Annotated in this window: 20 protein-coding genes; 16 read left to right on the top strand and 4 right to left on the bottom strand. The window is 60.6% G+C overall.

Annotated elements, in window-relative coordinates; translation table 11 throughout:
- Nucleotides 1–102 precede the first annotated feature (102 nt).
- The 5 genes from ribBA (at nt 103) to OP494_RS08990 (ending at nt 3,862) form a co-directional block, all read left to right on the top strand.
- Nucleotides 103–1,263, top strand: a complete 1,161-nt coding sequence (gene ribBA, locus OP494_RS09010) for a bifunctional 3,4-dihydroxy-2-butanone-4-phosphate synthase/GTP cyclohydrolase II (protein WP_280540400.1) — start codon at nt 103–105, stop codon at nt 1,261–1,263.
- 188 nt (nt 1,264–1,451) lie between these two features.
- Nucleotides 1,452–1,934 carry a 6,7-dimethyl-8-ribityllumazine synthase gene (ribE, locus tag OP494_RS09005; RefSeq protein WP_075368961.1) on the top strand — a complete coding sequence of 161 codons (483 nt, stop codon included), beginning with the start codon at nt 1,452–1,454 and terminating at the stop codon, nt 1,932–1,934.
- Nucleotides 1,931–2,431 carry a transcription antitermination factor NusB gene (gene nusB, locus OP494_RS09000; protein WP_246974819.1) on the top strand — a complete coding sequence of 167 codons (501 nt, stop codon included), beginning with the start codon at nt 1,931–1,933 and terminating at the stop codon, nt 2,429–2,431. Before ribE ends, nusB begins: the two co-directional genes overlap by 4 nt.
- A gap of 1 nt (nt 2,432) precedes the next feature.
- The gene (gene thiL, locus OP494_RS08995; protein WP_280540399.1) at nt 2,433–3,392 is read left to right on the top strand and encodes a thiamine-phosphate kinase; all 960 of its coding nucleotides are present in this window, start codon (nt 2,433–2,435) and stop codon (nt 3,390–3,392) included.
- The gene (locus OP494_RS08990) at nt 3,389–3,862 is read left to right on the top strand and encodes a phosphatidylglycerophosphatase A (protein ID WP_280540398.1); all 474 of its coding nucleotides are present in this window, start codon (nt 3,389–3,391) and stop codon (nt 3,860–3,862) included. Before thiL ends, OP494_RS08990 begins: the two co-directional genes overlap by 4 nt.
- Nucleotides 3,863–3,944: 82 nt before the next feature.
- Here the strand turns inward: OP494_RS08990 and mqo are convergent, their stop codons facing one another.
- Nucleotides 3,945–5,471 carry a malate dehydrogenase (quinone) gene (gene mqo / locus OP494_RS08985; RefSeq protein ID WP_280540397.1) on the bottom strand — a complete coding sequence of 509 codons (1,527 nt, stop codon included), beginning with the start codon at nt 5,469–5,471 and terminating at the stop codon, nt 3,945–3,947.
- A gap of 200 nt (nt 5,472–5,671) precedes the next feature.
- Nucleotides 5,672–6,328: an HAD family hydrolase gene (locus OP494_RS08980; RefSeq protein WP_280540396.1), complete on the bottom strand. Its 657-nt coding sequence runs from the start codon at nt 6,326–6,328 to the stop codon at nt 5,672–5,674.
- 165 nt (nt 6,329–6,493) lie between these two features.
- On the opposite strand from OP494_RS08980, the gene OP494_RS08975 reads away from it, so the two are divergent.
- Both OP494_RS08975 and ptsP read left to right on the top strand, forming a co-directional pair.
- Nucleotides 6,494–6,991, top strand: coding sequence for an RNA pyrophosphohydrolase (locus OP494_RS08975; RefSeq protein ID WP_133698004.1), 498 nt, complete (start codon nt 6,494–6,496; stop codon nt 6,989–6,991).
- Nucleotides 6,992–7,098: 107 nt separating this feature from the next.
- The gene (gene ptsP, locus OP494_RS08970) at nt 7,099–9,360 is read left to right on the top strand and encodes a phosphoenolpyruvate--protein phosphotransferase (protein WP_280540395.1); all 2,262 of its coding nucleotides are present in this window, start codon (nt 7,099–7,101) and stop codon (nt 9,358–9,360) included.
- A gap of 45 nt (nt 9,361–9,405) precedes the next feature.
- Here the strand turns inward: ptsP and OP494_RS08965 are convergent, their stop codons facing one another.
- Nucleotides 9,406–10,188 carry an NRDE family protein gene (locus OP494_RS08965; RefSeq protein WP_280540394.1) on the bottom strand — a complete coding sequence of 261 codons (783 nt, stop codon included), beginning with the start codon at nt 10,186–10,188 and terminating at the stop codon, nt 9,406–9,408.
- 151 nt (nt 10,189–10,339) lie between these two features.
- Here OP494_RS08965 and OP494_RS08960 point away from each other — a divergent pair, with 151 nt between their 5' ends.
- The 6 genes from OP494_RS08960 to OP494_RS08935 all read left to right on the top strand — a co-directional run bounded on the left by OP494_RS08960 (nt 10,340) and on the right by OP494_RS08935 (nt 17,190).
- Nucleotides 10,340–12,394: a response regulator gene (locus OP494_RS08960; RefSeq protein WP_280540393.1), complete on the top strand. Its 2,055-nt coding sequence runs from the start codon at nt 10,340–10,342 to the stop codon at nt 12,392–12,394.
- Nucleotides 12,395–12,479: 85 nt separating this feature from the next.
- Nucleotides 12,480–13,286, top strand: a complete 807-nt coding sequence (lgt, locus tag OP494_RS08955) for a prolipoprotein diacylglyceryl transferase (protein WP_075368966.1) — start codon at nt 12,480–12,482, stop codon at nt 13,284–13,286.
- Nucleotides 13,287–13,349: 63 nt separating this feature from the next.
- Entirely contained in the window at nt 13,350–14,144 is a 795-nt protein-coding gene (locus tag OP494_RS08950; RefSeq protein ID WP_075368967.1) for a thymidylate synthase, read from the top strand.
- Nucleotides 14,141–14,677, top strand: coding sequence for a dihydrofolate reductase (locus tag OP494_RS08945; RefSeq protein ID WP_246940797.1), 537 nt, complete (start codon nt 14,141–14,143; stop codon nt 14,675–14,677). Before OP494_RS08950 ends, OP494_RS08945 begins: the two co-directional genes overlap by 4 nt.
- Before the next feature lie 139 nt (nt 14,678–14,816).
- Nucleotides 14,817–15,590: a ProQ/FINO family protein gene (locus OP494_RS08940; RefSeq protein WP_280540392.1), complete on the top strand. Its 774-nt coding sequence runs from the start codon at nt 14,817–14,819 to the stop codon at nt 15,588–15,590.
- Nucleotides 15,591–16,065: 475 nt separating this feature from the next.
- A complete protein-coding gene (locus OP494_RS08935) occupies nt 16,066–17,190 on the top strand; it encodes a porin (RefSeq protein ID WP_280540391.1) in 1,125 nt (374 codons plus the stop codon).
- 283 nt (nt 17,191–17,473) lie between these two features.
- On the opposite strand, the gene OP494_RS08930 is transcribed toward OP494_RS08935, so the two are convergent.
- Complete coding sequence (locus OP494_RS08930; RefSeq protein ID WP_280540390.1) at nt 17,474–17,719, bottom strand: hypothetical protein; 246 nt, start codon at nt 17,717–17,719, stop codon at nt 17,474–17,476.
- Nucleotides 17,720–18,356: 637 nt separating this feature from the next.
- Here OP494_RS08930 and OP494_RS08925 point away from each other — a divergent pair.
- The 3 genes from OP494_RS08925 to OP494_RS08915 all read left to right on the top strand — a co-directional run bounded on the left by OP494_RS08925 (nt 18,357) and on the right by OP494_RS08915 (nt 21,907).
- The gene (locus OP494_RS08925; RefSeq protein WP_280540389.1) at nt 18,357–19,886 is read left to right on the top strand and encodes a sugar ABC transporter ATP-binding protein; all 1,530 of its coding nucleotides are present in this window, start codon (nt 18,357–18,359) and stop codon (nt 19,884–19,886) included.
- The gene (locus OP494_RS08920) at nt 19,867–20,883 is read left to right on the top strand and encodes an ABC transporter permease (RefSeq protein ID WP_280540388.1); all 1,017 of its coding nucleotides are present in this window, start codon (nt 19,867–19,869) and stop codon (nt 20,881–20,883) included. The genes OP494_RS08925 and OP494_RS08920 overlap by 20 nt, the downstream gene beginning before the upstream one ends.
- Before the next feature lie 70 nt (nt 20,884–20,953).
- The gene (locus OP494_RS08915) at nt 20,954–21,907 is read left to right on the top strand and encodes an ABC transporter substrate-binding protein (RefSeq protein ID WP_040242445.1); all 954 of its coding nucleotides are present in this window, start codon (nt 20,954–20,956) and stop codon (nt 21,905–21,907) included.
- Nucleotides 21,908–21,967 lie beyond the last annotated feature (60 nt).

Below are 21,967 nucleotides of genomic sequence, written 5' to 3'. Positions count from 1 at the left end.
TGTCGAAGAGCGACGACGCCCGCGTCGTGACACCACGACACATCTTATGACGGCGCCGACCACAAGATCGCATCGGCGTACGAGACGAGCATCGGAGACACCATGGCGCTTTCATCCAAACAGGGCTTGGCCTCCATCGAAGCCATTGTCGAAGACATTCGTCAGGGCAAGATGGTCATACTCATGGACGATGAGGATCGCGAGAACGAAGGCGATATCATCATGGCCGCCGAGTGCGTCGAGGCCGAGCATATCAACTTCATGGCCCGCCACGCGCGGGGCTTGATCTGTCTGCCGATGACCCGTGAGCGCTGCGAGCGTCTCGAGTTGCCGTTGATGGTGCGCGACAACGGTTCCGGCTTCGGTACCAAGTTCACCGTCTCCATCGAGGCCGCACGCGGTGTCTCCACGGGTATTTCCGCCTCCGATCGTGCGCGCACCGTGCGTGCCGCCGCGGCGCGCGACGCTGTCGCGGCGGATATCGTCCAGCCCGGCCATATCTTTCCCCTGATGGCCGAGCCGGGCGGCGTGCTGCGTCGTGCCGGACATACCGAAGCCGCTTGCGATCTGTCGGCCATGGCCGGATTCGAGGCCAGCGGCGTGATCTGCGAGGTGATGAACGACGACGGCAGCATGGCGCGCCGCGACGAACTGGAGCGCTTTGCCGTCGAGCACGGCATCAAGATTGGTACGATCGCCGATTTGATCCACTACCGGATCCACCACGAGCGCACCGTCGAGGAAGTCGAGCGCACGGTCGTCGACACGGCATTCGGTGAGTTGACGCTACACGTTTTCCACGACCGGATTCAGAACACCCATCATCTGGCGCTGGTGAAGGGCGTGCCACACAGCGAGACGCCGACCACCGTGCGTGTGCATATCGCCGATACGCTGCGCGATCTGCTGATGTTGAGCAAGCCGGAGAGCCACAGTTGGACGGCGTCCAGCGCCTTGGCGCAGATCGCCGAAGCCGAAGCCGGGGTCTTCGTGCTGCTTGATGATGGCCGACCGCGTCTCGACCTCAAGGATCAGCTCGACGTGCTGCTGTCGCGCAAGCCAGCGCCGCGCTCGAGTGCCTCCGATGGTGCCGGTAATTATCTGACCATCGGTACCGGATCGCAGATTCTGCGCCAATTGGGCGTCGGGCAAATGCGCCTTTTGAGTTCGCCGTGGAAGTTCTCCGCGTTGTCCGGCTTCGATCTTGAGGTCGTCGAACGTGTGGGTGGCGATACCCCTGAGAGCGACCAGCCGGTAGAATAAGTCTTTCATTCATCCGACCGCCGGGCCTTAGGGGCGCCGGTGGCCGCGCGTGCCGGTGAAGAAAAGCGCTCCTCGGCGGTGGTGATACCATGCGCCATGTTGAAGTAAGTGATCGCTTCACTGGCATGCACTGACACAGCTGATATATCGTGCGCGAAGTGTCGCGCATTCAGACCCGGGATTTGACAATGCAACCGATCTCTCAAGTCGAGGGTGGCTACACCGATGTCGATGGCCGTTATGTCATCGTCGTGGGCCGCTTCAATCATCACGTGGTCGATAGCCTGGTGGAAGGGGCGGTGGACAGCCTCGTGCGCCACGGCGTGGACGAAGAAAACGTCGATATCATCCATGTGCCAGGCGCCTGGGAGCTACCCTTGGCCGTCAAGCGCGCCGTGCAGGTTCTCAAGCCGCATGCCGTCATTGCCCTGGGGGCGGTGATCCGCGGGGGGACGCCACATTTCGACTACGTGGCGGGCAATTGCAACAGTGCCATGAGTAGCCTGCAGTTGGAGCTGAATACCCCCATCGCCAACGGAGTGCTGACCGTCGATTCTATTGACCAAGCCATTGAGCGTGCCGGCACCAAGGCCGGGAACAAAGGTGCCGAGGCGGCGATGGCAGCGATGGAAATGGTCTCTCTATTCAAGCGAATGGGAGGGGAAGCATGAGCCAATCACCCCGTGATGCGACCCCGGCCCAGCAAGCGCGCCGCGCGGCGCGTGAGTTGGCGGTGCAGGGTCTCTACCAATGGCAGATGACCGGCAAGTCGATCACGGCGGTGGAGTCGGAGTTTCGCGCGCAAATCGCCGATGAGGATCTCGAGGATCACGAAAACTGGCACAAGGTCATGGGCATCGCCGATCTGGCGCTGTTTCATGAGTTGCTGCACAACGTGGCCGGCGACCGTGAAGCCATCGACAAAACCATCGCGCCGCTGCTCGACCGTCGCCTCGAGGATCTTGATCGCATCGAACTGGCGATTCTTAGGCTGGGTGCCTATGAGCTCAAGTATCGCCTCGAGGTGCCGTATCGTGTGGTGATCAACGAAGGCATCGAATTGGCCAAGGGCTTCGGTGCCACCGATGGCCACAAGTACGTCAACGGTATTCTCGACAAGCTGGCGAGCCGCTTGCGGAGTACTGAGGTCGCTGCGCGTCGTCGTTGACATGTTGGGAGAATTCGACATCATCGCGCGTTATTTCGCGACGCCCGATCAGTCCCCGCTCACCTCCGGTATTACGCTGGGGCCGGGCGACGACTGTGCGCTTATGAGCCCCGCCGCGGGGACCGAGCTGGCCATGAGCGTGGACACCTCGGTAGCCGATGTGCATTTCCCCGGCGATGCGCCGCCCGAGGCCATCGGGCATCGCGCGCTGGCGGTGGCGCTTTCCGATCTGGCAGCGATGGGTGCGCGGCCGCGCGGCTGTTTGATGGCCTTGACGCTGACGCATGCCGAGCCCGTGTGGCTGGAGCGGTTCGCTCAAGGGTTTCTCGATCTGGGCCGACGTATGTCGACGCCCTTGATCGGCGGTGATGTCACGCGGGGTACGCTATCCATCTCTGTCACAGTGATCGGCGATGTGCCTGTTGGCCAGGCGCTGCGGCGGAGTGGTGCGATGCCAGGAGAGCGTCTGGCGGTGACCGGTGCGCTGGGGGGTGGCCACGGTGGTCTGCGCATGTGGCAGGCCGGCGGCCATGACTTCGAGGACCCGCTGCTGGCTGCCTACTTGACGCCAACGCCTCAGCTCGAGGCGGGTCGTGCACTGCGGGGGCTGGCCTCGGCGGCGCTGGATATCTCCGATGGCCTGCTGGCCGATCTCGAACATCTATGCCACGCCTCGGGCGTGGGCGCTCACCTTGACCCGGCGTGTATTCCTCTAGCGCCGACGCTGGAAATGACGTTAGGCAGCGAAGGCGCCTTGCATGCCGCGTTCAGCGGTGGGGACGATTACCAGCTTCTGGTCAGCGTGCCTGATTCGGCTTGGGAAGAGGCCCAGCGGCGCTGTGCCGACTGTGATGTCACGCTGACCGAGATCGGGCATGTCGTCGCCGAGCCCGGTATCAGCGGGGTTCCCGAGACAATGAAGGTTGCAGGATGGCAGCATTTCACGGGAGGCGGACCATGAATCGCTCACCGCGCAGCGTCTGGCGCCGCCCGACTCATTTTCTGGCGTTTGGCCTAGGAAGCGGGGCGATTCCTTTCGCGCCGGGCACTTTCGGTACATTGGCCGCCATCCCATTCTATTGGTTGTTGTCGGGACTATCTCTCGATTGGTACCTAGGGTTGGTGGGCGCGGCCTCGATCCTGGGGATATGGCTGTGCGAAAAAACCTCGCGCGATCTGGGCGTTCACGATCATTCCGGCATTGTCTGGGACGAGTTCGTAGGTTATTGGCTGACCATGGCGGCGGTTCCCTTTTCGTGGGAGGCAGCGCTGTGGGGCTTCGTGGTGTTTCGCATGTTCGACATCATCAAGCCTTGGCCGATCCGTTGGGTGGACCGCCACGTAGCCGGGGGCTTCGGGATCATGTTCGATGATGTGCTCGCCGGCGTATATGCCTGGAGCACCATGCACTTGTGGTTCTGGCTGCACTAGCGCTTCTACAGACTATTTGGCTGTGCTACTAAAAGCGCCTCGATCTATCGATCGAGGCGCTTTTTATGCGGGGCCATATTTTTTATGCCACCGGCGCTGGTGCGGGCTGTGCATCGGCGAGCTTGAGCGTGGTGTGCGTGCGGTGACGCACTTTGCGCAGCAGCTCGCCGTGATCGGCCAATGTGTCGGCGCGCGCGGGGACGAGCTCATGTAGGCGCTGCTGCCAGGCATCGCTGGCAAATTTCTCGGGGAAGCACTGTTCGACGAGATTGATCATGATCGAGGTGGCCGTGGAGGCGCCCGGCGAGGCGCCGAGCAGCGCCGCGAGCGACCCGTCGCTGGCGGCAACGACCTCGGTGCCGAATTGCAGCACGCCGCCTTTTTCCGGGTCCTTCTTGATGACCTGGACGCGTTGGCCGGCAACCTCGAGGCGCCAGTCTTCGCTCTTCGCCGTGGGGTAGAAGGCGCGCAGCTCATCGACGCGCTGCTCATGGGAGAGCCGTACCTGGTCGAGAAGGTACTTGACCAGGCTGAAGTTATCGCGCGCGACCGAGAGCATCGAGCTCAGGTTTGACGAGCGCACGGACTTGACTAGATCCAACACCGAGCCGGTCTTCAGGAACTTGGTGGTGAAGCCGGCAAAGGGGCCGAACAAGAGCGAGGGCGTGCCGTCGACATTGCGCGTGTCCAGGTGAGGCACCGACATCGGCGGCGCGCCGATGGGAGCCTTGCTGTAGACCTTGGCATGGTGCCGGGAAACGATTTCAGGCTTGTCGCAACGCAGCCACTGGCCGCTGACCGGGAAACCTGCGTAGCCCTTGCCTTCGGGAATGCCGCTTTTCTGCAGCAGATGCAGTGAGGCACCGCCGGCGCCCAGGAACACGAAGCGTGCCCGCAGGGTGCGCGTGGTGTTGTCGTTGCCTGCGACCTTGAGGGTCCAACTGCCATCGTCGTTGCGGTCCAGGTCCTCGACCGTCTGACCCGTGGTGATGCGTACCTGCTCGTCGGGCTCTTCCTCGAGGCGGGCGAGGAGCTGGCGAGTCAAGGCGCCGAAGTCGACATCGGTACCGCCGGCGACGCGCGTCGCGGCCAACGGTTCGTCGCCCTCGCGTCCATCCAGCAACAGCGGCGCCCATTGGCCGATGACACTGCGCTCCTCAGTGTATTCCATTCCCTCGAAACACGGATGTTCGCGCATGGCATGGTAGCGATCGCGTAGGAAGCGGACGTCGTCTGCGCCGCGCACGAAGCTCATGTGCGGTACTGGGTGCACGAAGCGTGCCGGATCGCCGAGGTTGCCCTTTTCGACCAAGTAGCTCCATAGCTGTTTGGATTCCTCGAACAGGGTATTAGTGTGGATGGCCTTGTCGAGAACGATCGAGCCGTCCTCGGCGCGGGGCGTATAGTTGAGTTCGCACAAGCCGGCGTGGCCGGTACCGGCGTTGTTCCAGGCAAACGAACTTTCGCTGGCAGTGGTGTCGAGGCGCTCGATGATCTCGATGCGTGCCTCCGGCTCCAGCTCGTGAAGCAGTGTCGCGAGCGTGGCGCTCATAACGCCTGCACCCACGAGTACGATGTCTACTGACTCATCCATATGCGTGCCAACCATTCACATAGCCCTTGAGAAGGTGCGTCGGTCAGCCGGCGAACGGCATCTCGAACTGCGACCGGCGCGATGGAATTCTGCGTTGCATTATAACGCTTTTGACGCGGAAATACTGCCTCCCCAAGCCCGACATTATGACTAGTGACAAAGCCATAAGGGATCCCTTTGGCGTCCTTTGTATATGCTGCTGGGTCGAGGCATTCTCAATCACGCAGGCTGATGATGCGCCAGCCGCGTTGCTCGGCGGCCTCACGCAGGGCATCGTCGGGATCGACGGCGACGGGGTGATCGACGCGCTCGAGGAGAGGCAGGTCGTTGTGCGAGTCGCTGTAGAACCAGGCGCCGTCGAGGGTGACGTCTTCCTCGGCGAGCCAGGTGTCCAGGCGCGTCACCTTGCCTTCGCGGAAACTCGGGGTGCCCACCACGCGACCTGTGTAGCGGCCGGCATCGATCTCGGGCTCGACGGCGATCAGGTCATCCACGCCCAGGCGTTCGGCGATGGGGCCGGTGATGAAGCGGTTGGTAGCGGTGATGATCAATAGCCGATTGCCTTTGGCGCGATGGCGTGCCAGCAGTTCTTCTCCGCGCGTCAGGATGTGCGGCTCGATCTTGCTGGCCATGAACTGTTGATGCCAAGCGGCCAGTTGCTCCGGCGTGTTCTCGGCTAATGGCTGTAGTGCCAGGGCCAGGTACGCCATGATGTCGAGATCGCCGCTCTGGTACTCTTGGTAGAAGCGCTCGTTGGCGTCGCGATAGGTCGTCGCGTCGACGGCGCCTTGCTCGATGAGGAACTCGCCCCAGGCATGGTCGCTGTCGAGGTCCAGTAGGGTATTGTCGAGATCGAAGATCGCCAGGCTCAAGGAGGACTCCTTGCATCGTGCTGGGTGAACAGGAAGATTGCGTGCGGCGTAAAAGGAGATGGATTATCGCAGAGTTACTGAATGTTGCCCACCACAAGGCGTATTGATGCGCTTTCTGGCTTTGTGGAAGAATGGCCTCAACGAATATTCATTAAGGTGATGTCCGTGATCGACGCTGACGGCTTCAGGCCCAACGTTGGCATCATCATTGCCAACCGCAGTGGACAGCTGCTCTGGGCGCGTCGTGTGGGACAGAATGCGTGGCAATTTCCGCAAGGAGGAATCAAGGCGCATGAGACACCGGAACAGGCATTATATCGGGAGCTCGAGGAAGAGATCGGCTTGACGCCGGAGGATGTCGAGATCCTGGCCTGTACGCGCGGATGGCTGCGCTACCGTCTCCCACGACGCATGGTGAGAACGCATTCGAGGCCGGTATGTATCGGCCAGAAACAGAAGTGGTTCCTGCTCAAGATTCGGTGCCGGGATAGCCGAGTTTGCGTGGATTCCACGCCCAAGCCGGAGTTCGATGGCTGGCGCTGGGTGAGTTACTGGTATCCGCTAGGGCAGGTCGTGCCTTTCAAGCGTGAAGTCTACCGCCGCGCCTTGCGGGAACTGGCGCCGCGCGTTCATCGCTTGGCGAACGAAGAGGGGCCATGCTAGCCGCAGGTGCGTCTCTTGCCTATGCGTCCCAGCTTGTCGGTACGCGCCACGTTCGCCTCAGATCAACCGTCGCACGCACGTCGTGACGACAACAAGAAGAAACGCTCATGCTAGACGTTCTCCGACGCATCATCCAAGAAGTCAACGGCGCGCGTAGTCTCGAAGCCGCGCTGGCGACCATGGTGCGCCGAATCCGCAAGGCGATGCGCACCGATGTGTGCTCCGTCTATCTGTTCGATGCCGAGCGCGATTGCCTGGTGCTCATGGATACTCTGGGCCTGCGTACTCAGGCGGTGGGGCAGGTGAGCATGCCGCTGGGCGAGGGCCTGGTCGGGCTGGTCGGTCAGCGCGAGGAACCCCTCAACCTTGAGGACGCGCCGTCGCATCCGTATTTCCGCTACTTTGCCGAAACTGGCGAGGAGCGCTTTTCGAGCTTTCTCGGTGTGCCGATCATTCATCAGCGCCGCATGCTCGGGGTGTTGGTCGTGCAGCAACAGGCCATGCGTCGTTTCGACGAAGGCGAGGAAGCGTTCCTGATTACCATGGCGGCGCAGTTGGCCGGTGTGCTGGCGCACGCCATGGCCACGGGTACGCTGACCCGCCCGACCCAAGCCGATGGCCAGGCGATGTTCTCCGGCGTCGCGGCGTCGCCCGGCATGGCGGTGGGGGAATTGGTAGTACTGATGCCACCGGCGGATCTCAACAGCGTGCCGGACCTGATTCCTACCGACATCGAAGCTGAAATCACCCGCCTGCACGAAGCGATCGCTAATGTTCGCAAGGAAATCGGCGTCGCGGCGGCACGTTTGGTCAAGCGTATCTCGGCGCAGGAAGTGGCCCTGTTCGATGCCTACCAGCAAATGTTGGGCGACGCGGCGCTGGGTCAAGAGGTCGAGAAGCGCATTCGCGAAGGTCAGTGGGCGCCCGGTGCTCTAGCCGATGTGGTGAAGCGTCATGTGCAATATCTGGAGCGTGTCGACGACAACTACTTGCGCGAGCGAGCCGCCGACATTCGCGATCTGGGACGTCGCGTGCTCGCCCATCTGCAGGAAGACAGCCCGCGCACGCCGGATACGTTCCCCGAGCAGACCATCCTGATTGGCGATGAATTGAGTGCGGCATCGTTGGGTGAGGTGCCACGCGACAAGTTGGTGGGCTTGGTGTCGATTCGTGGTTCGAGTACCTCGCATGTCGCTATTCTGGCGCGTGCGATGGGCATTCCCACCGTGCTGGGGATGGTCGATCTACCCTTGCCGAGGCTCAACGGTGCTCGAGCGATTCTCGACGGTCATCGCGGTCGGCTGTTCGTGCGTCCCGATGCCGAGCGTGAGCATCATTACGAGACCTTGATCGCCGAGGAGACGGCTCTTAGCGAGGTCCTCGAACATGAGCAGGATCGCCCCAGCGAAACCTCCGACGGGTACCACATGCCCTTGATGGTCAACACCGGGCTCGCCGTGGAGGCCGTGGCGTCGCTCAAGTCACGGGTCAGTGGCGTGGGCCTTTATCGCACCGAAGTGCCCTTCATGATGAACGAGCGCTTCCCCAGCGAGCAGGAGCAAACGCGGCTTTACCACGATCAGCTCGAGGGGTTCGCGCCGTTGCCGGTGGTGATGCGCACGCTGGATATCGGTGGCGACAAGGACCTGCCGTACTTTCCCATCGACGAGGCCAACCCCTTCTTGGGGTGGCGCGGAATCCGCGTGACGCTCGATCATCCGGAAGTGTTGATGGTGCAGTTGCGCGCCATGCTGCGTGCCTCGGTGGGGCTCGACAATCTTTGCATCCTGTTGCCGATGATCTCGAGCATCGAAGAAGTCGATACCGCGCTCAAGCTCATCGACCGGGCCCAGCGGGAACTGATCGAGGAGGGTGTCAAACTGGCGCGCCCTCAGGTCGGGGTAATGATCGAGGTGCCGGGAACGCTTTATCAGCTCGATGCGTTGGCCGCCCGTGTCGATTTCTTCTCGGTGGGCAGTAACGATCTCACCCAATACCTTCTGGCGGTGGATCGCAACAATCCGCGCGTGGCGAGCCTCTACGATGCCTGCCACCCAGCCGTGCTGGGCGCCTTATCGCATCTCGCCAGCGAGTCGCGACGCTTGCAGGTGCCAGCCTCGGTATGCGGCGAGCTGGCCGGCGACCCCGCTGGTGCCTTGCTGCTGATGGGGATGGGCTTCGAGGCGCTCTCCATGAATGCCCCTAGCTTGTCTCGCGTGCGCGCGGCGATCCGGCGTGTTTCCCTTGCAGACACGCGGACGCTGCTCGACGAAACGCTGGCGTTGCCCACCACCGCGGCGGTGCGGGCGCATCTACGCCAGCGTATGGGCGAATGGAAGCTGGCACATTTACTTCCCCCCGACGACTGAGTCCTGGTGGAGTGCACTGCCGCTGGGCCGGGTGAGAATGGCTCGTCAGGACTGAGGGGCGCCCGCCAAGGCGAGTGAGTGCCGGCAGCTGCCATGCGCTACGCCGTTCGGGCCGAAGCGCGATTCCTGCAGCTCGATGCCGGTGGGTTGCCAGTCCACGAGCGTCGTGGCGCGGGTGCCGTAGCGCTCCCCGCGAATGAAGATCGGTGACAGGAAGTTTTCCATTTCCATGCCCACGCCGGTATCCGGTAGCTCCGCTGTCGGCGCCGACCGAGTATCGTGCATCGTGTCCAGCGCGGGCGCCTGCCATGCGGTCTGCGTCAGTGCACGCTCGAAGCCGTCCCGTGCGCGGATCACTTTCGGCCAGGGTGTATCCAGGGTGGCATTGGAAAGGCCATGCACGCCGGGCGAAACCCGAGCGAGCGACGTGCCTGCCGGGCCATGATGAACGTGCACTAGCGTGATGCCGTCGCAATAGAGCAGATTGAACCAGGCATAGGCCTGCGCCTCGCCCGCCGCGAGGGTCTCGAGCCAGGCGAGCGGCGCTTCGTGCGTCAGCGCCTGGTAAGGCAGGGCGCCTCGGCTGGGTGGTGAGGGCGGCGCTGTAGCGTACGCATCGCGGACATTGGTCACTGCCGCGAGGCGTCCCGTTTGCGATGCCGCTAACCACGTGCCGCCGGCACGTAGATCACGACCGCCGACCAGGGTTGGTGCGTCCGGCCATGCGGCCAGCGCTTGTGTCGGGCGGGCGTGAGTCTCATCGCGGTTGGCGGCCAAGCGCAGAGGTGTGTCACTGCCTGGGCGCCAGTCGAAGACGATCAAACACATGTCATATTTCTCTCGCCAAAGGGCTTTCGTGGACGTCGCTATCGCGAAGATGATGGCGCCAGCGTAGCGCGCCATGCCAAGGCCTGCACGTGCCATGACAGCCGGTAAGCGAGCGCGTACACTCGCTGCATCGTTACGAGCAGGGTAGGGAATGCACAAAGCCGCGACTCCTTCGAGCCCCCATCGTTCGCGCTGGAAAGCGTTGCTGTGGCCGTTGTTGCTGGCCGAAATAGGCTTCACGTTGGTGTGCCTGGGCGCCGGAGCGTTGATTTGGCAGGCGAGCGATCGTCGTGAATCGGAAAATGCGCTGGCGCGTCTGCAGGCCTCGCATAGTGTCTACGCACGCCAGCTGGATGCACGCTTGACCGCCCAGCAGCAGCATCTTGTGATGCTTGCGCGTGGCTCGCGGCGCATTCTTCAGTCGATGGACGAGAATACCTCGACCTCCCCGAACGTTTCTCCGGTGCTGCCGGCCGTGCTGTCGCACGACGATACCCAGCGGCTTCTGACGAGGCTGCTCGATGACTATGACGGCATGGATGCCTTGGTCACCCGCCTCTTCGTCTTGCCGGTGGGTATGCGCGATTTCAGCGTCCCCGAGCCGTTGGACGGCATCGACGACGATCTCCCTCCTTATCAGCGAGAACGCGTCTCTGACGATACGGAAAACGTCACCTGGTGGACTGGAGCGCAAGCGCCACCGGGACGCTTGGTCGCTACTCGCGATGTCGTGTGGAACGAGCGTTACCTTGCGCGGGTGGGTATGGAAATCTCCCTGCCACGGTTGAAGCGTTTGATTCGCGATGAGACGGGCAACACGGGGAAGCACTGGCTGGTCGACGGTGGCGGGAATGCCTTGATGCGCGATGATGTTTCCCGCGTGTTGCCGGACGCCGCGGGGCGGTATGGGATGCAGTGGCTGGAGGAAGGGCGCCGGGCGTTGATCTGGGACACGCTCCCCGGCACCGGTTGGCGGCTGGTGAGTCGCCTGAGCCTACCCGACAACAGTGCCTGGCAGAAGGCACTGCCATGGTTGAGTATCGGCTTGATTCTCGGCAATGTGCTGATCTTCGCGGGCTTCGTGACCGTGCTCTACTGGCGGTTGCAGCGCGAGGAGGACGCTTGGCAGGCCGCGCTGGGCAGGCTCGCCGGATGGCTTCCTCGCTCGCAAGACGATGCGCCGGACACCACCGCCGTCTCGCCGGCCACCTTGAATGCGCTATTGACGCGTCTCGAGCCGCAATTGGGCACTCCTGCATCGAACGATGCGTGGGATATGCCGGCGTGGCTCAACGCCTTGCAACTACCGGCCTTGCTGACCGAAGGCGATGCCATCGTCACTCTAAATCCCACCTTGGCAAGATTGCTTGGCGAGCGCCCTGAGGCGTTGCGCGACATTCTGCTGGCCGAGTGGTTGAAGCCGCGACTCGTCGATGAACAACGGCGCCGGGTGCGGGTCACCGATGCGGGAGGGGCAGCGCGCGAATATCGCCTCGAATGCCTGGCCGTGCATGGTGATCACTCCGTCTGGGCGTTGATCGATCAGACCGAGGCCGGCGAAACCTTGCACCGCTTGCGACTCGCCCGTGATCAGGCGCGCGAGGATGCGCGCCTCAAAACGGGGTATCTGTCGCACCTGCGCCAGGAGCTCGAGGCCTCTGTTAAAACGCTGACCTCGCTTCCCGGGACCGAGGCGCCGCATCCCCCGTCGCAGTGGGAGGCGCTGCGGCGGCGCCTGGAAGACGCCATGCTATTGCTCGACACCTTGACGGAGGAAAAGCCGGCGGCCGATACGCATCCAAGCGATACGAGTCCCCGGGTGCTGATCGTCGATGATGGTCCCGTCAATACGCTATTGGCATGTAGCGTGCTCGAGCGCCAGGGTTGTCATGTCGAGACCGCTGCGAATGGCGAGGAGGCGCTGGCGCTGGCCGAGCGTCAGGCGTTCGATCTGGTGTTCATGGACATCTACATGCCGACCCTCGACGGTATGGAAACCAGCCGTCGCTGGCGTCGGTTGGAACGCCGACTGGCGAGGCGGCATGCCAGCGTGCTAGTGGCGTTGACCGCCAATGTCACGCAATCCAGTCGAGAAGCCTTTCTGCAGGCGGGCATGGATGACTGCCTGGCCAAGCCTTACCGTCCTGGCGATCTGATCGCGATGGTGCGCCGTTGGGTGGGTAAAGGCGAGACATCCGAGACGTAGCCGATGCTGTGCGTCGTTGCCGCCCGGCAGCGGCTGTCGTAAGGTGTCGGGCCCACGCCGACCAGAACGTATGCAAGGAGTACGCATGCTCAGTTACCCCGATATCGACCCCATCGCCATCGCCTTGGGTCCCCTCAAGGTGCATTGGTACGGGCTGATGTATGTCATTGGTTTCGTGGGAGCCTGGTGGCTGGGGCGCAAGCGCGCCGCCCGCATCGGCCTCAAGCCCGATGATATCGGTGACTTGCTGTTCTATGGGGCGCTAGGGGTCGTTCTCGGGGGACGCGTGGGGTATGCGATCTTCTATGGCTTCGAGCGCCTGATGGCCGATCCATTATGGATCTTTCAGGTCTGGGATGGCGGCATGAGCTTTCACGGCGGCCTGGTCGGTGTCTTGATTGCCGCCGGCTTGTTCGCGCGCAAGCACCGCCTGGCGTTTTTTCAACTGACCGATTTCGTGGCGCCGATGGTGCCGATCGGCCTGGGGGCCGGACGTATCGGTAACTTCATCAATCATGAATTACCCGGGCGTGTGACCGACGTGCCCTGGGCGCTGGTGTACCCCGGCCTGGGGCCTGAGGGGCGTCATCCCTCGCCGCTTTATGAGTTCGCGCTGGAAGGCGTGGTGATGTTCGTCGTGCTGTGGTGGGTCTCTAGTCGGCCGCGTCGGCGTGGTATGATATCTGGCCTGTTTTTGTTGCTTTACGCGGTGTTTCGCTTCTCGGTCGAGTTCGTGCGTCAGCCCGACCCCCAGTTAGGTTTCATCGCCTTCGGCTGGCTGACGATGGGCCAATTGTTGACCGTCCCCATGGCCTTGGCCGGCATCGCCTTGATTGTCTGGTCGCGTCGGCAGTCGGTCGACGACGCGCGTGAAGCGTCGCCGTCAGCGTGAGCGGCCAGGCGTCCAATTCCGGCGTGGCAATGCCGCGCCTTCATCGTTCAACGTTCGGATGACATGCAGCCTTATCTCGATTTGATGCGCCATGTGCTCGACAATGGCGTGGAAAAAAGTGATCGCACCGGGACCGGGACGCGCAGCGTTTTCGGTCATCAGATGCGCTTCGACTTGGCCGACGGCTTCCCGCTGGTAACCACCAAAAAACTCCATTTGCGCTCCATCATCCATGAGCTGCTGTGGTTCTTGCGTGGTGACACCAACATCGCCTACCTCAAGGAAAACCGGGTCCGTATCTGGGACGAATGGGCCGACGAGAACGGCGACCTGGGGCCGGTTTACGGCTACCAGTGGCGCAGTTGGCCGCGGCCGGATGGCGGGCATGTCGATCAGATCGCCAATGTCGTCGAGCAAATCAAACGTAACCCCGATTCGCGCCGGCTGATCGTCTCCGCCTGGAATCCCGCGCTGGTCGATGACATGGCGTTGCCGCCGTGCCATGCCTTGTTTCAGTTCTATGTCGCCGATGGTCGGCTGTCGTGCCAACTGTACCAGCGCAGCGCCGATATCTTCCTTGGGGTGCCATTCAATATCGCCAGCTACGCGCTACTCACGCACATGATCGCGCAAGCATGTGACTTGGCGCCGGGCGAATTCATTCATACCCTGGGCGATGCACATCTCTACCTCAATCATCTTGACCAGGCGCACCTTCAATTGAGTCGCGCGCCGCGTCCGCGTCCGCGCCTGGTGCTCAACCCTGAGATCACGGATGTGTTCGATTTCACCTTCGATGATATCGCCATCGAAGATTATGATCCGCATCCGCATATCAAAGCGGAGGTGGCCGTATGAGCGAGCCCACGAACGCCTGTGTCGATACGGTGGTGCCCATTGCACTGGTGGCAGCGATGTCGCGCGAACGTGTCATCGGCGTCGATAACAAACTGCCGTGGCATCTGCCGGAAGACCTCAAGTTCTTCAAGGCCGTGACCATGAACAAACCGCTGGTCATGGGGCGCAAGACGTTCGAATCCATCGGCAGGCCGCTTCCCGGACGGCTCAATATCGTTGTCACGCGTGATCGTGGCTATTCCCATGACGGAATCAGCGTTTGTCATGATCTGGCCAGTGCTCTCGAAATGGCCGATAGCCAGGCCATCATCGAGGGCGTCGAGGATATCTGCGTGATCGGCGGTGGCGAAATCTTCACTGCAGCTTTGCCCTGCGCGACGCGACTTTACCTGACCGAGGTCGATGTATCCGTGCAAGGCGACGCCTGGTTTCCCGCGTTCGACACGGCGCATTGGCAGGAAACCCAGCGCGTGCCGGGGCAGGGCGGCGACGGCAAGCCCGACTACGCCTTCGTGCATTACGAACGGCGATGAGGTTGCCAGCGCGGCGAAGCTGGCACAGACTTACCCGGTAGCCCGCATGGGCCGGGCCTGTCTGCCGTATCGGTGTTAAATCACTACGCAGACGCTTCGAGGCCCAGTGTTTGTTCAAGGCAATCAGGGAGTGCACGCCTTGCTGACCGACCAAGCAGACGCCCTGTTCAGGGCATTGGAACATCAAGCCGAGGCCTGTCGGGCCAACCTCGAGGCCGCTCGTGGGCAGGTCTCGGCGCTCGAGTCGGAAAACCGTGCCCTGCGTGAGCGCCTCCTGGCGCTTGCCGAGTTGGAACCCGACGATACCGAGACGCCCGCCACCCAGGCGGAGTTGCCCGACGCTGGTGCGAAAGCAAGAGGGCTAGGGCCCATCGCGTTTCGTGGTCCGCGTCGGTCAGCGGGAGAAGCCACCGAAGATCATGCCTCCTCCGCCTCTGACTCGCCGTCGGAAGATCAAAGCAGAAGCGCTAGCCACGCTGAAAGTGAAGCTCCGCAGGTAAACCTGGCGCTGGGCGCGGAACATGAGCCGCCTTCTCCCCAATCGTTGCTGGCGCAGTGGTACCAGCGCTATCCGGAAACCTTCTTCAAGGGCCATACTCAGCCGCTCAAGACGGGCATTCATCTCGATCTGGTGGCGCGCGAGCCTTGGCCGGAGAAACTTGTGCGTCGCGCTCTGGCGTGCTACGTGCACTTGCCACGCTACCTCAAGGCGGTACGCGCCGATGTGGTGCGGGTGGATCTCGACGGCCAGGCGGCAGGCACCGTGAGCGAGGGCGAGGCGCGCCATGCCCGCAAGCAGCTCGATGAACTCACGAAAAAGCAGAAAAAACAGCAGAAGCAGCACCACGAGCGCAAAGAATCCGAGCAGCTAGAGCGCAAGTTGAGTCAGTTGCTCGCCAAGCACGGCCGCTAACATTCGGGTGAAAGTATTGAAAAAGAGGGGCGCAAGCCCCTTTTTTCATGCCATGTTTTTCCGCGTCGGGTGGGGATTATCTCCGCGTTATGCGACTTTTGTAGTAAAACTTGCCTTTGTGGCGATTTGCCCCTTGCCAGAGAGAGCCTTGAATCGTAAAGATGAGCGCGTCGCTGACGTCATGCCAATGTCATATTGGCGGCGTAAAGTGGATTTCAGGCCTTTCAGGGCTGGCTCGCGGAGGAGATGGTCTTGACCGAATCGTCAGGATGCGCGGAAGGAAAACAGTGTTTTTTTCTTGTTGCGTTCTCCAAAAGACCGGTATATGGTTTCCCTGCGAGCATTGGATAACAACAAGGCTTTACGGACTCGTCGCGGTGTTGCTTAGCAGACCGTTGAATAAACAAGCCGGGCCGAAAGCCGACTGCATTTGCAGACACGATCGAACAGTAAGCTAGTTAAGGAACTTATCGCGATGAAAAAGACACTCTTAGCGACTGCCGTTGCCGGTGCCCTGGGCGCCTCCGCTGGTATTGCACAGGCTGCCACTGTCTATAACCAAGACGGCACTCAACTCGACCTGTACGGCAACATCCAGATTGCCTATCGCTCCATCGACCAAGCTGATGGTGATACAGAAGATGATCTGTTCGACAACGGTTCTACCGTCGGTTTCTCCGGTCAGCACATCATTAACCCGGGCTTGACCGGCTACTTCAAGGCCGAGTTCGAGCACAACGCCGATGAAGAAAAAATCGGTGGTGGCATCGACACTGGCGACCAAGCTTACCTGGGCATGAAGGGCAACTTCGGTGATGCCCGTGTCGGTTCCTGGGATCCGCTGATCGACGACTGGATCCAGGACCCGATCACCAACAACGAATACTTCGACGTTTCTGACTCCACCAGCGATCTCGGCAACATCTACGGCGACGACGGCCTGGGCGCCGACCCGGACCGTGAAGGCGACAAGATTCAGTACGTCTCGCCCTCACTGGCTGGCCTGCAGTTTGCCGTTGGCGCGCAGTACAAAGGCGATGCGGAAGATGAGTTCGGTGGTGATGGTCAAGTCGCCGGATACGAAAACCAAGGCTCCAATGCCGGTTTCTTCGGTGGTGTTAAGTATACCGCCGGTGCGTTCTCCGTCGCGGGTGTCTACGACAGCCTGGATAACTACGAGCTGCGTAACGACGCTACCGGTGATGAAATTTCTGCCGAAGCTTATGGTGTGAACGCTCAGTACACCATGGATGCGCTGCGTGTTTCCGCCAAGGTGGAAAACACCGACGTCGAGTTCGCTGGTGACGATGGCGACATCATGCGCTATGCCCTGGGCGCTCGCTACGGCTACGGCTTCGGCGATATCTACGGTGCCTATCAGCGCGTCGACGCCGACGAAGAAGTGGCTGCTGTCGCTAACCCCGGTGGCGTGAACGGTACTACTGGTGCTTACGAAGGTGACGACAGCTTCAACGAATTCTCGTTGGGTGCTACGTACAACCTGTCTCCGGCGATGTACACCTTCGTCGAGTACGCCAAGTATGACCGTACTAACGATGAAAGTGATGGCGTTGCCGTGGGTGCTGTCTACAGCTTCTAAGCTGTCGATGCCCCAGCGATCTTGAAGATCGCACATAAACGAAGCCGGCTCATTGCGAGCCGGCTTTTTTAATGAGTATCCGTAAGGTTTGATACTTTTTAGTAAGAAATATGTACGGCACTGGCAGAAGGCTACGTCTGGGTTTCCATGGGGGCTTCCAAGGATGACTGCGCCAGAATTCGGGGGGCATCGTCGCGTATTTCTTCACGCCGCGAGCTGCATATCATCGCTCAAGTTGTCGGGAATGTCCTTGAGAAGGACCAAGTTTAGCTCATGAGAGCCCTCACGCTGGAATAGAAATAGCTCGTGACTCATAGCCATCTTTATTGAGAGTGGCGTTATAGTCTTTGCCTCCGAAATAGGAGTCATCCGCTTTTTTGAGCGTGACGGTGGTCGGCGTTTGACCTTGAAAGACTGCCTGGTTGGTCTCATCCGTGATCACGAGGCCTGCCTGCGATGGCGTACTGTTGATCGTGACTTGCTGATCTTTGTCACCGACGATACTGGCGCAGCCAGACAGCGACATCATTCCCGCTACGCATATTGCGATCGCGTGGTGGGGTCCCTGAGGGAATCGCCGACCTGGGATCGTGGTTGATCAGACGACGCTCTCACGTTTTTGATCTTGCCCTCCAGGAAAACACATAGATTGGAAAACGAATGGGCATGAGTGTCCAGCGTATACAACTCAATTTTTTGTATCTGACTACAAAAATCGCCTACTGCTCCCTGAATATAATCGACCGAAATCTTTGCACAGATGATGAAAGCCGCACATAAGTTGAGCTGCATCAGTGTTTTGGGTCGTTTTTGTTCCTATACCTGGCTCTATATCTTTGTGCGCATAAAAAAATAAATGGCTTTTATCTGGGACCTAAGTTGCATGGCTAGGGATTTAGTTTGTCGTCTAAATTAAAAGCGTGCTCGGCCTTACAACGACAAACTTTTTGGTGACGCCATGCTTTGGAAACTGCCTTGTTCACGATTGTTCTGGGTGGTCTTGCTTGCCGCCCTGCCGTTACCGGTGCTCTCTTGGGCCGTGTTACGCGGTGTCCCAAGGTGTACCTGACGCCTGAGTATGTGGCGCCGAGCGCACTGCTCCTCGCTGCCGACGACAACGACCAATTGACCAGCCAGGGATTTCCCTTCGATAGGGGGTGGTACGGATGATGAGCGCGCCCCCGATTCGTCTTCAAGGGCATCGAATTTCCCGCTCTTTTGGTGGCAATCAGGTGTTGTTCGACGTCGACCTGACGCTTCATGCCGGAGAGGTACATGCTCTTCTTGGCGAGAATGGAGCCGGTAAGTCGACGCTGGTGCGTATTCTGTCGGGATATTTGCCTCCGTCATCTGGCGAGATAAAAGTGTCGGGCGAACCCCGCCGCTTTCGCTCGAGTGGTGAGGCCGAGACGGATGGCGTGGTGATGATTCACCAGGAATTGGCGCTTGCCGAGCAACTGACCGTCGAGGAAAACATTTTCTTAGGCCGCGAGCTTCGCCGAGGGCTGTTCCTGGATCGCCGGGCCATGCGTGCACGGTGCCGTGAGGCACTCGTCGAACTCGAGACCGATATTGACCCAGCAACGCGGGTCAAGGACCTGAGTACATCCGACCAGCAGATGGTGGAGATCGCCAAGGCCGTCACGCGAGATGTGCGGGTCCTGATCATGGATGAGCCGACTGCGTCGCTGACCGAGCGTGAGGTGCAGATTCTGTTTTCCCTGGTATCGCGATTGCGAAAGAAGGGGGTGGCGATCCTGTATATCTCCCACAAGCTTCGCGAAATCGAGCAGATCGCCGACCGGGTCACGGTGCTGCGCGACGGACATTTGATCGACACGGGGCTTGCCGAGGGCCGCAGCAAGGAAGACCTGGCCAGGCTGATGGTCGGGCGCGAAATCAACGAGATGTACCCAGCCCGCAGCAGCGTTGCATCAGATGCTCCGATAGTGCTTGAAGCGCGCAATATCGAGGTGCCAGGCGCCGTGCGCTTGGCCAGCTTTACCTTGCGCAGGGGCGAGGTCCTGGGGTTCGGTGGTGTGGTCGGCGCGGGGCGAACGGCCCTATGCGAGGCGATCCTAGGGTTGCGTCAGCGGCGTGCGGGAGAGGTGCTACGCAACGGCAAGTCCGTCTCCTTCAGGCACTTGCGCGACGCGGTACGTTATCGTATCGCCTACTTGACCGAAGACCGCAAGGGCAAAGGGCTGGTCCTCAACATGGGACTGCGACCCAACCTGACGCTGCTCAACCTGCGCGCCTACTGTCATCCTCTGATCAGCCGTCAGCGCGAGGCACAAGCCTATGCCGAGGCGGCGAAGCGCTTCGATATTCGGCTGCGTACCGATGTAAGCACCGCTGGTGAGCTCTCCGGCGGTAACCAGCAGAAGTTGTTGCTGGCTAAAGTCATGTCTATCGATCCCGAGATAGTGATCATCAACGAGCCCACCCGAGGCATAGATGTGGGGACAAAACAGGAAATCTATCGCTTCATACGCGACCTGACCGAGTCGGGGTGTTCGGTCATTCTCATTTCTTCCGAAATGTCCGAACTCATTGGACTCTCACATCGTGTGGCAGTGATGTGCGCCGGGGTGCTGACCGGTGTGCTCGAGGGAGACGAAGTCAATGAACAGGAAATCATGCAGTACGCATCCGGGATCAAGGGGGTAGGGGGGAATGAGCATCGTCGTGCCTGACAATAATAAACCCATGAAGCGCAATGTCTTTCGTTTTGATATCAAGACCTGGGGGCCTTTCATCGCCCTGGTTGCACTGGCCATTCTCGGTGTGCTCATCAACCCTGCTTTTCTGGGGGCCGACAATCTCTCGAACATGCTTACCCGCAGCGCGTTCATCGGCATCATCGCTGTAGGCGCGACGTTCGTGATCACGGCAGGGGGATTGGACCTGTCCGTTGGTTCAATGGCGGCCTTCATCGCTGGGGTGATGATCATCCTCATGAATGGTTTAGTCGAGCAGTTCGGCGTCGGAATAACGACCGTGCTGTTCGGCATCGGGGCATCGCTTATCCTGGGAATGGGGGCAGGCTTCATCAACGGTGTCGTGACCACCAAGGGCAAGATCGAAGCCTTCATCGTCACGCTCGGCACCATGGGCATCTATCGTTCGCTGGTGACCTACCTGGCCGATGGCGGCACCCTGACGCTGGACTGGAACGTTCGCGACGTCTATCGCCCGGTCTACTACGAGAGCCTTCTGGGTATCCCGATCCCGGTCTGGGTTTTCCTGCTGGTCGCCCTGGTCGGCTACGTCCTGCTCAACTACACCCGCTTCGGCCGCTACTGCTTTGCCATTGGCTCCAACGAAAAGGTCGCCGAGTACAGCGCAATCCACGTCGACCGGGTCAAGACGCTGACCTACGTATTGCAGGGCGTCTGCGTTTCACTGGCCACCATCATTTATGTGCCGCGCCTGGGCTCGGCCTCAGCGGCTACCGGTGTACTTTGGGAGCTCGAAGCGATTGCCGCGGTGATCATCGGCGGCACCGTACTCAAGGGCGGTCATGGGCGCATCTGGGGCACCGTGGTCGGGGCGATCATGCTGACCATGATAGGCAACATCCTCAATCTCACGGATGCCATCTCCAACTACCTCAACGGCACCGTGCAGGGAATCATCATCATCGTTGCGGTGTATCTGCAGCGCGCATCATGGAAAAAGAACAACGTCTGAACGCCATCACCGAAGCCAGAAAGCAGAAAGCGCAAACAAGATAACAACGCAAGCCGAGAGGAGCGTGACCATGCCAACCCTAAAGACAACACTTGCTGCATTTGCCACCGCTGCCGTGCTGGGCGTACCGGCAACCGCGTCGGCGGAGGATTACACCATCGGCGTCTCGATTCCATCTGCCACGCATGGCTGGGCCGGCGGCCTTAACTTCCATGCCGAAGAGGCCAAGAAACGCTTGGAGAAGCTCTACCCTAACGTCTCGATCACTATAGCCACTGCCAGCAACCCCGGGGAACAGGCCAACGATCTTGAGGATCTAGTGTCGCTGCGCCACATCGATGCTCTAGTGGTATTGCCGTTCGAATCCGGGCCGCTGACCGATCCGGTCCGCCGGGTGAAGCAGGAAGGGGTGTTCGTCACCGTGGTCGACCGTGGGCTTACCGAGGATGGCATCCAAGATCTTTACGTTGCGGGCAACAACCAGGAGATGGGGCGCGTCTCGGGAAAGTATATTCGTGAGCGGCTCGAAGACGAAGGCAAGATTGTCGTACTGCGCGGGCTTCCGACGGTGGTCGATGACCAGCGTGTCGAGGGATTCCAGTCCGCACTTGAAGGCTCGAATATCGAGATTCTCGACATGCAACACGCCAATTGGAACCGTGACGATGGCTTCGAAGTAATGCAGGACTTCCTCTCCCGCTTCGATGATATCGATGCTGTGTGGGCCCAGGATGACGATACCGCACTGGGTGTTATCGAGGCCGTCCGGCAGGCCGAGCGTGAAGATGAACTGTTCATCGTCGGCGGGGCCGGCATGAAGGACATCATCAAGCGAGTCATGGAAGGTGATGATCTGGTACCGGTAGATGTGCTTTATCCGCCGGCGATGATCGCAACGGCAATGGACCTGACAGTCCAGCACTTCATGTCCAATGGGCCGGTGCTTGGCGAATACATCCTGGCTTCGCCGCTTATCACCCAGGATAACGCGGAGCAGTATTACCATCCCGACTCCCCCTTCTGACATGCCTCCGCACGGGCCCAAGCGGGCCCGTGCCGTTGCGACACACAGAGAACAAGGAGC

It is taken from the genome of Chromohalobacter sp. 11-W (assembly GCF_029889905.1).
Taxonomy (GTDB): Bacteria; Pseudomonadota; Gammaproteobacteria; order Pseudomonadales; family Halomonadaceae; genus Chromohalobacter.
This window is presented reverse-complemented; position numbering and strand designations above follow the sequence as displayed.

Excerpts from the sequence above, each read along its gene's own strand:
- ribBA (WP_280540400.1), top strand. The coding sequence starts at position 103 with ATGGCGCTTTCATCCAAACAGGGCTTGGCCTCCATCGAAGCCATTGTC.
- ribE (WP_075368961.1), top strand. The coding sequence starts at position 1,452 with ATGCAACCGATCTCTCAAGTCGAGGGTGGCTACACCGATGTCGATGGC.
- nusB (WP_246974819.1), top strand. The coding sequence starts at position 1,931 with ATGAGCCAATCACCCCGTGATGCGACCCCGGCCCAGCAAGCGCGCCGC.
- thiL (WP_280540399.1), top strand. The coding sequence starts at position 2,433 with ATGTTGGGAGAATTCGACATCATCGCGCGTTATTTCGCGACGCCCGAT.
- OP494_RS08990 (WP_280540398.1), top strand. The coding sequence starts at position 3,389 with ATGAATCGCTCACCGCGCAGCGTCTGGCGCCGCCCGACTCATTTTCTG.
- mqo (WP_280540397.1), bottom strand. The coding sequence starts at position 5,471 with ATGGTTGGCACGCATATGGATGAGTCAGTAGACATCGTACTCGTGGGT.
- ptsP (WP_280540395.1), top strand. The coding sequence starts at position 7,099 with ATGCTAGACGTTCTCCGACGCATCATCCAAGAAGTCAACGGCGCGCGT.
- OP494_RS08965 (WP_280540394.1), bottom strand. The coding sequence starts at position 10,188 with ATGTGTTTGATCGTCTTCGACTGGCGCCCAGGCAGTGACACACCTCTG.
- OP494_RS08960 (WP_280540393.1), top strand. The coding sequence starts at position 10,340 with ATGCACAAAGCCGCGACTCCTTCGAGCCCCCATCGTTCGCGCTGGAAA.
- lgt (WP_075368966.1), top strand. The coding sequence starts at position 12,480 with ATGCTCAGTTACCCCGATATCGACCCCATCGCCATCGCCTTGGGTCCC.
- OP494_RS08950 (WP_075368967.1), top strand. The coding sequence starts at position 13,350 with ATGCAGCCTTATCTCGATTTGATGCGCCATGTGCTCGACAATGGCGTG.
- OP494_RS08945 (WP_246940797.1), top strand. The coding sequence starts at position 14,141 with ATGAGCGAGCCCACGAACGCCTGTGTCGATACGGTGGTGCCCATTGCA.
- OP494_RS08935 (WP_280540391.1), top strand. The coding sequence starts at position 16,066 with ATGAAAAAGACACTCTTAGCGACTGCCGTTGCCGGTGCCCTGGGCGCC.
- OP494_RS08930 (WP_280540390.1), bottom strand. The coding sequence starts at position 17,719 with ATGATGTCGCTGTCTGGCTGCGCCAGTATCGTCGGTGACAAAGATCAG.
- OP494_RS08925 (WP_280540389.1), top strand. The coding sequence starts at position 18,357 with ATGATGAGCGCGCCCCCGATTCGTCTTCAAGGGCATCGAATTTCCCGC.
- OP494_RS08920 (WP_280540388.1), top strand. The coding sequence starts at position 19,867 with ATGAGCATCGTCGTGCCTGACAATAATAAACCCATGAAGCGCAATGTC.
- OP494_RS08915 (WP_040242445.1), top strand. The coding sequence starts at position 20,954 with ATGCCAACCCTAAAGACAACACTTGCTGCATTTGCCACCGCTGCCGTG.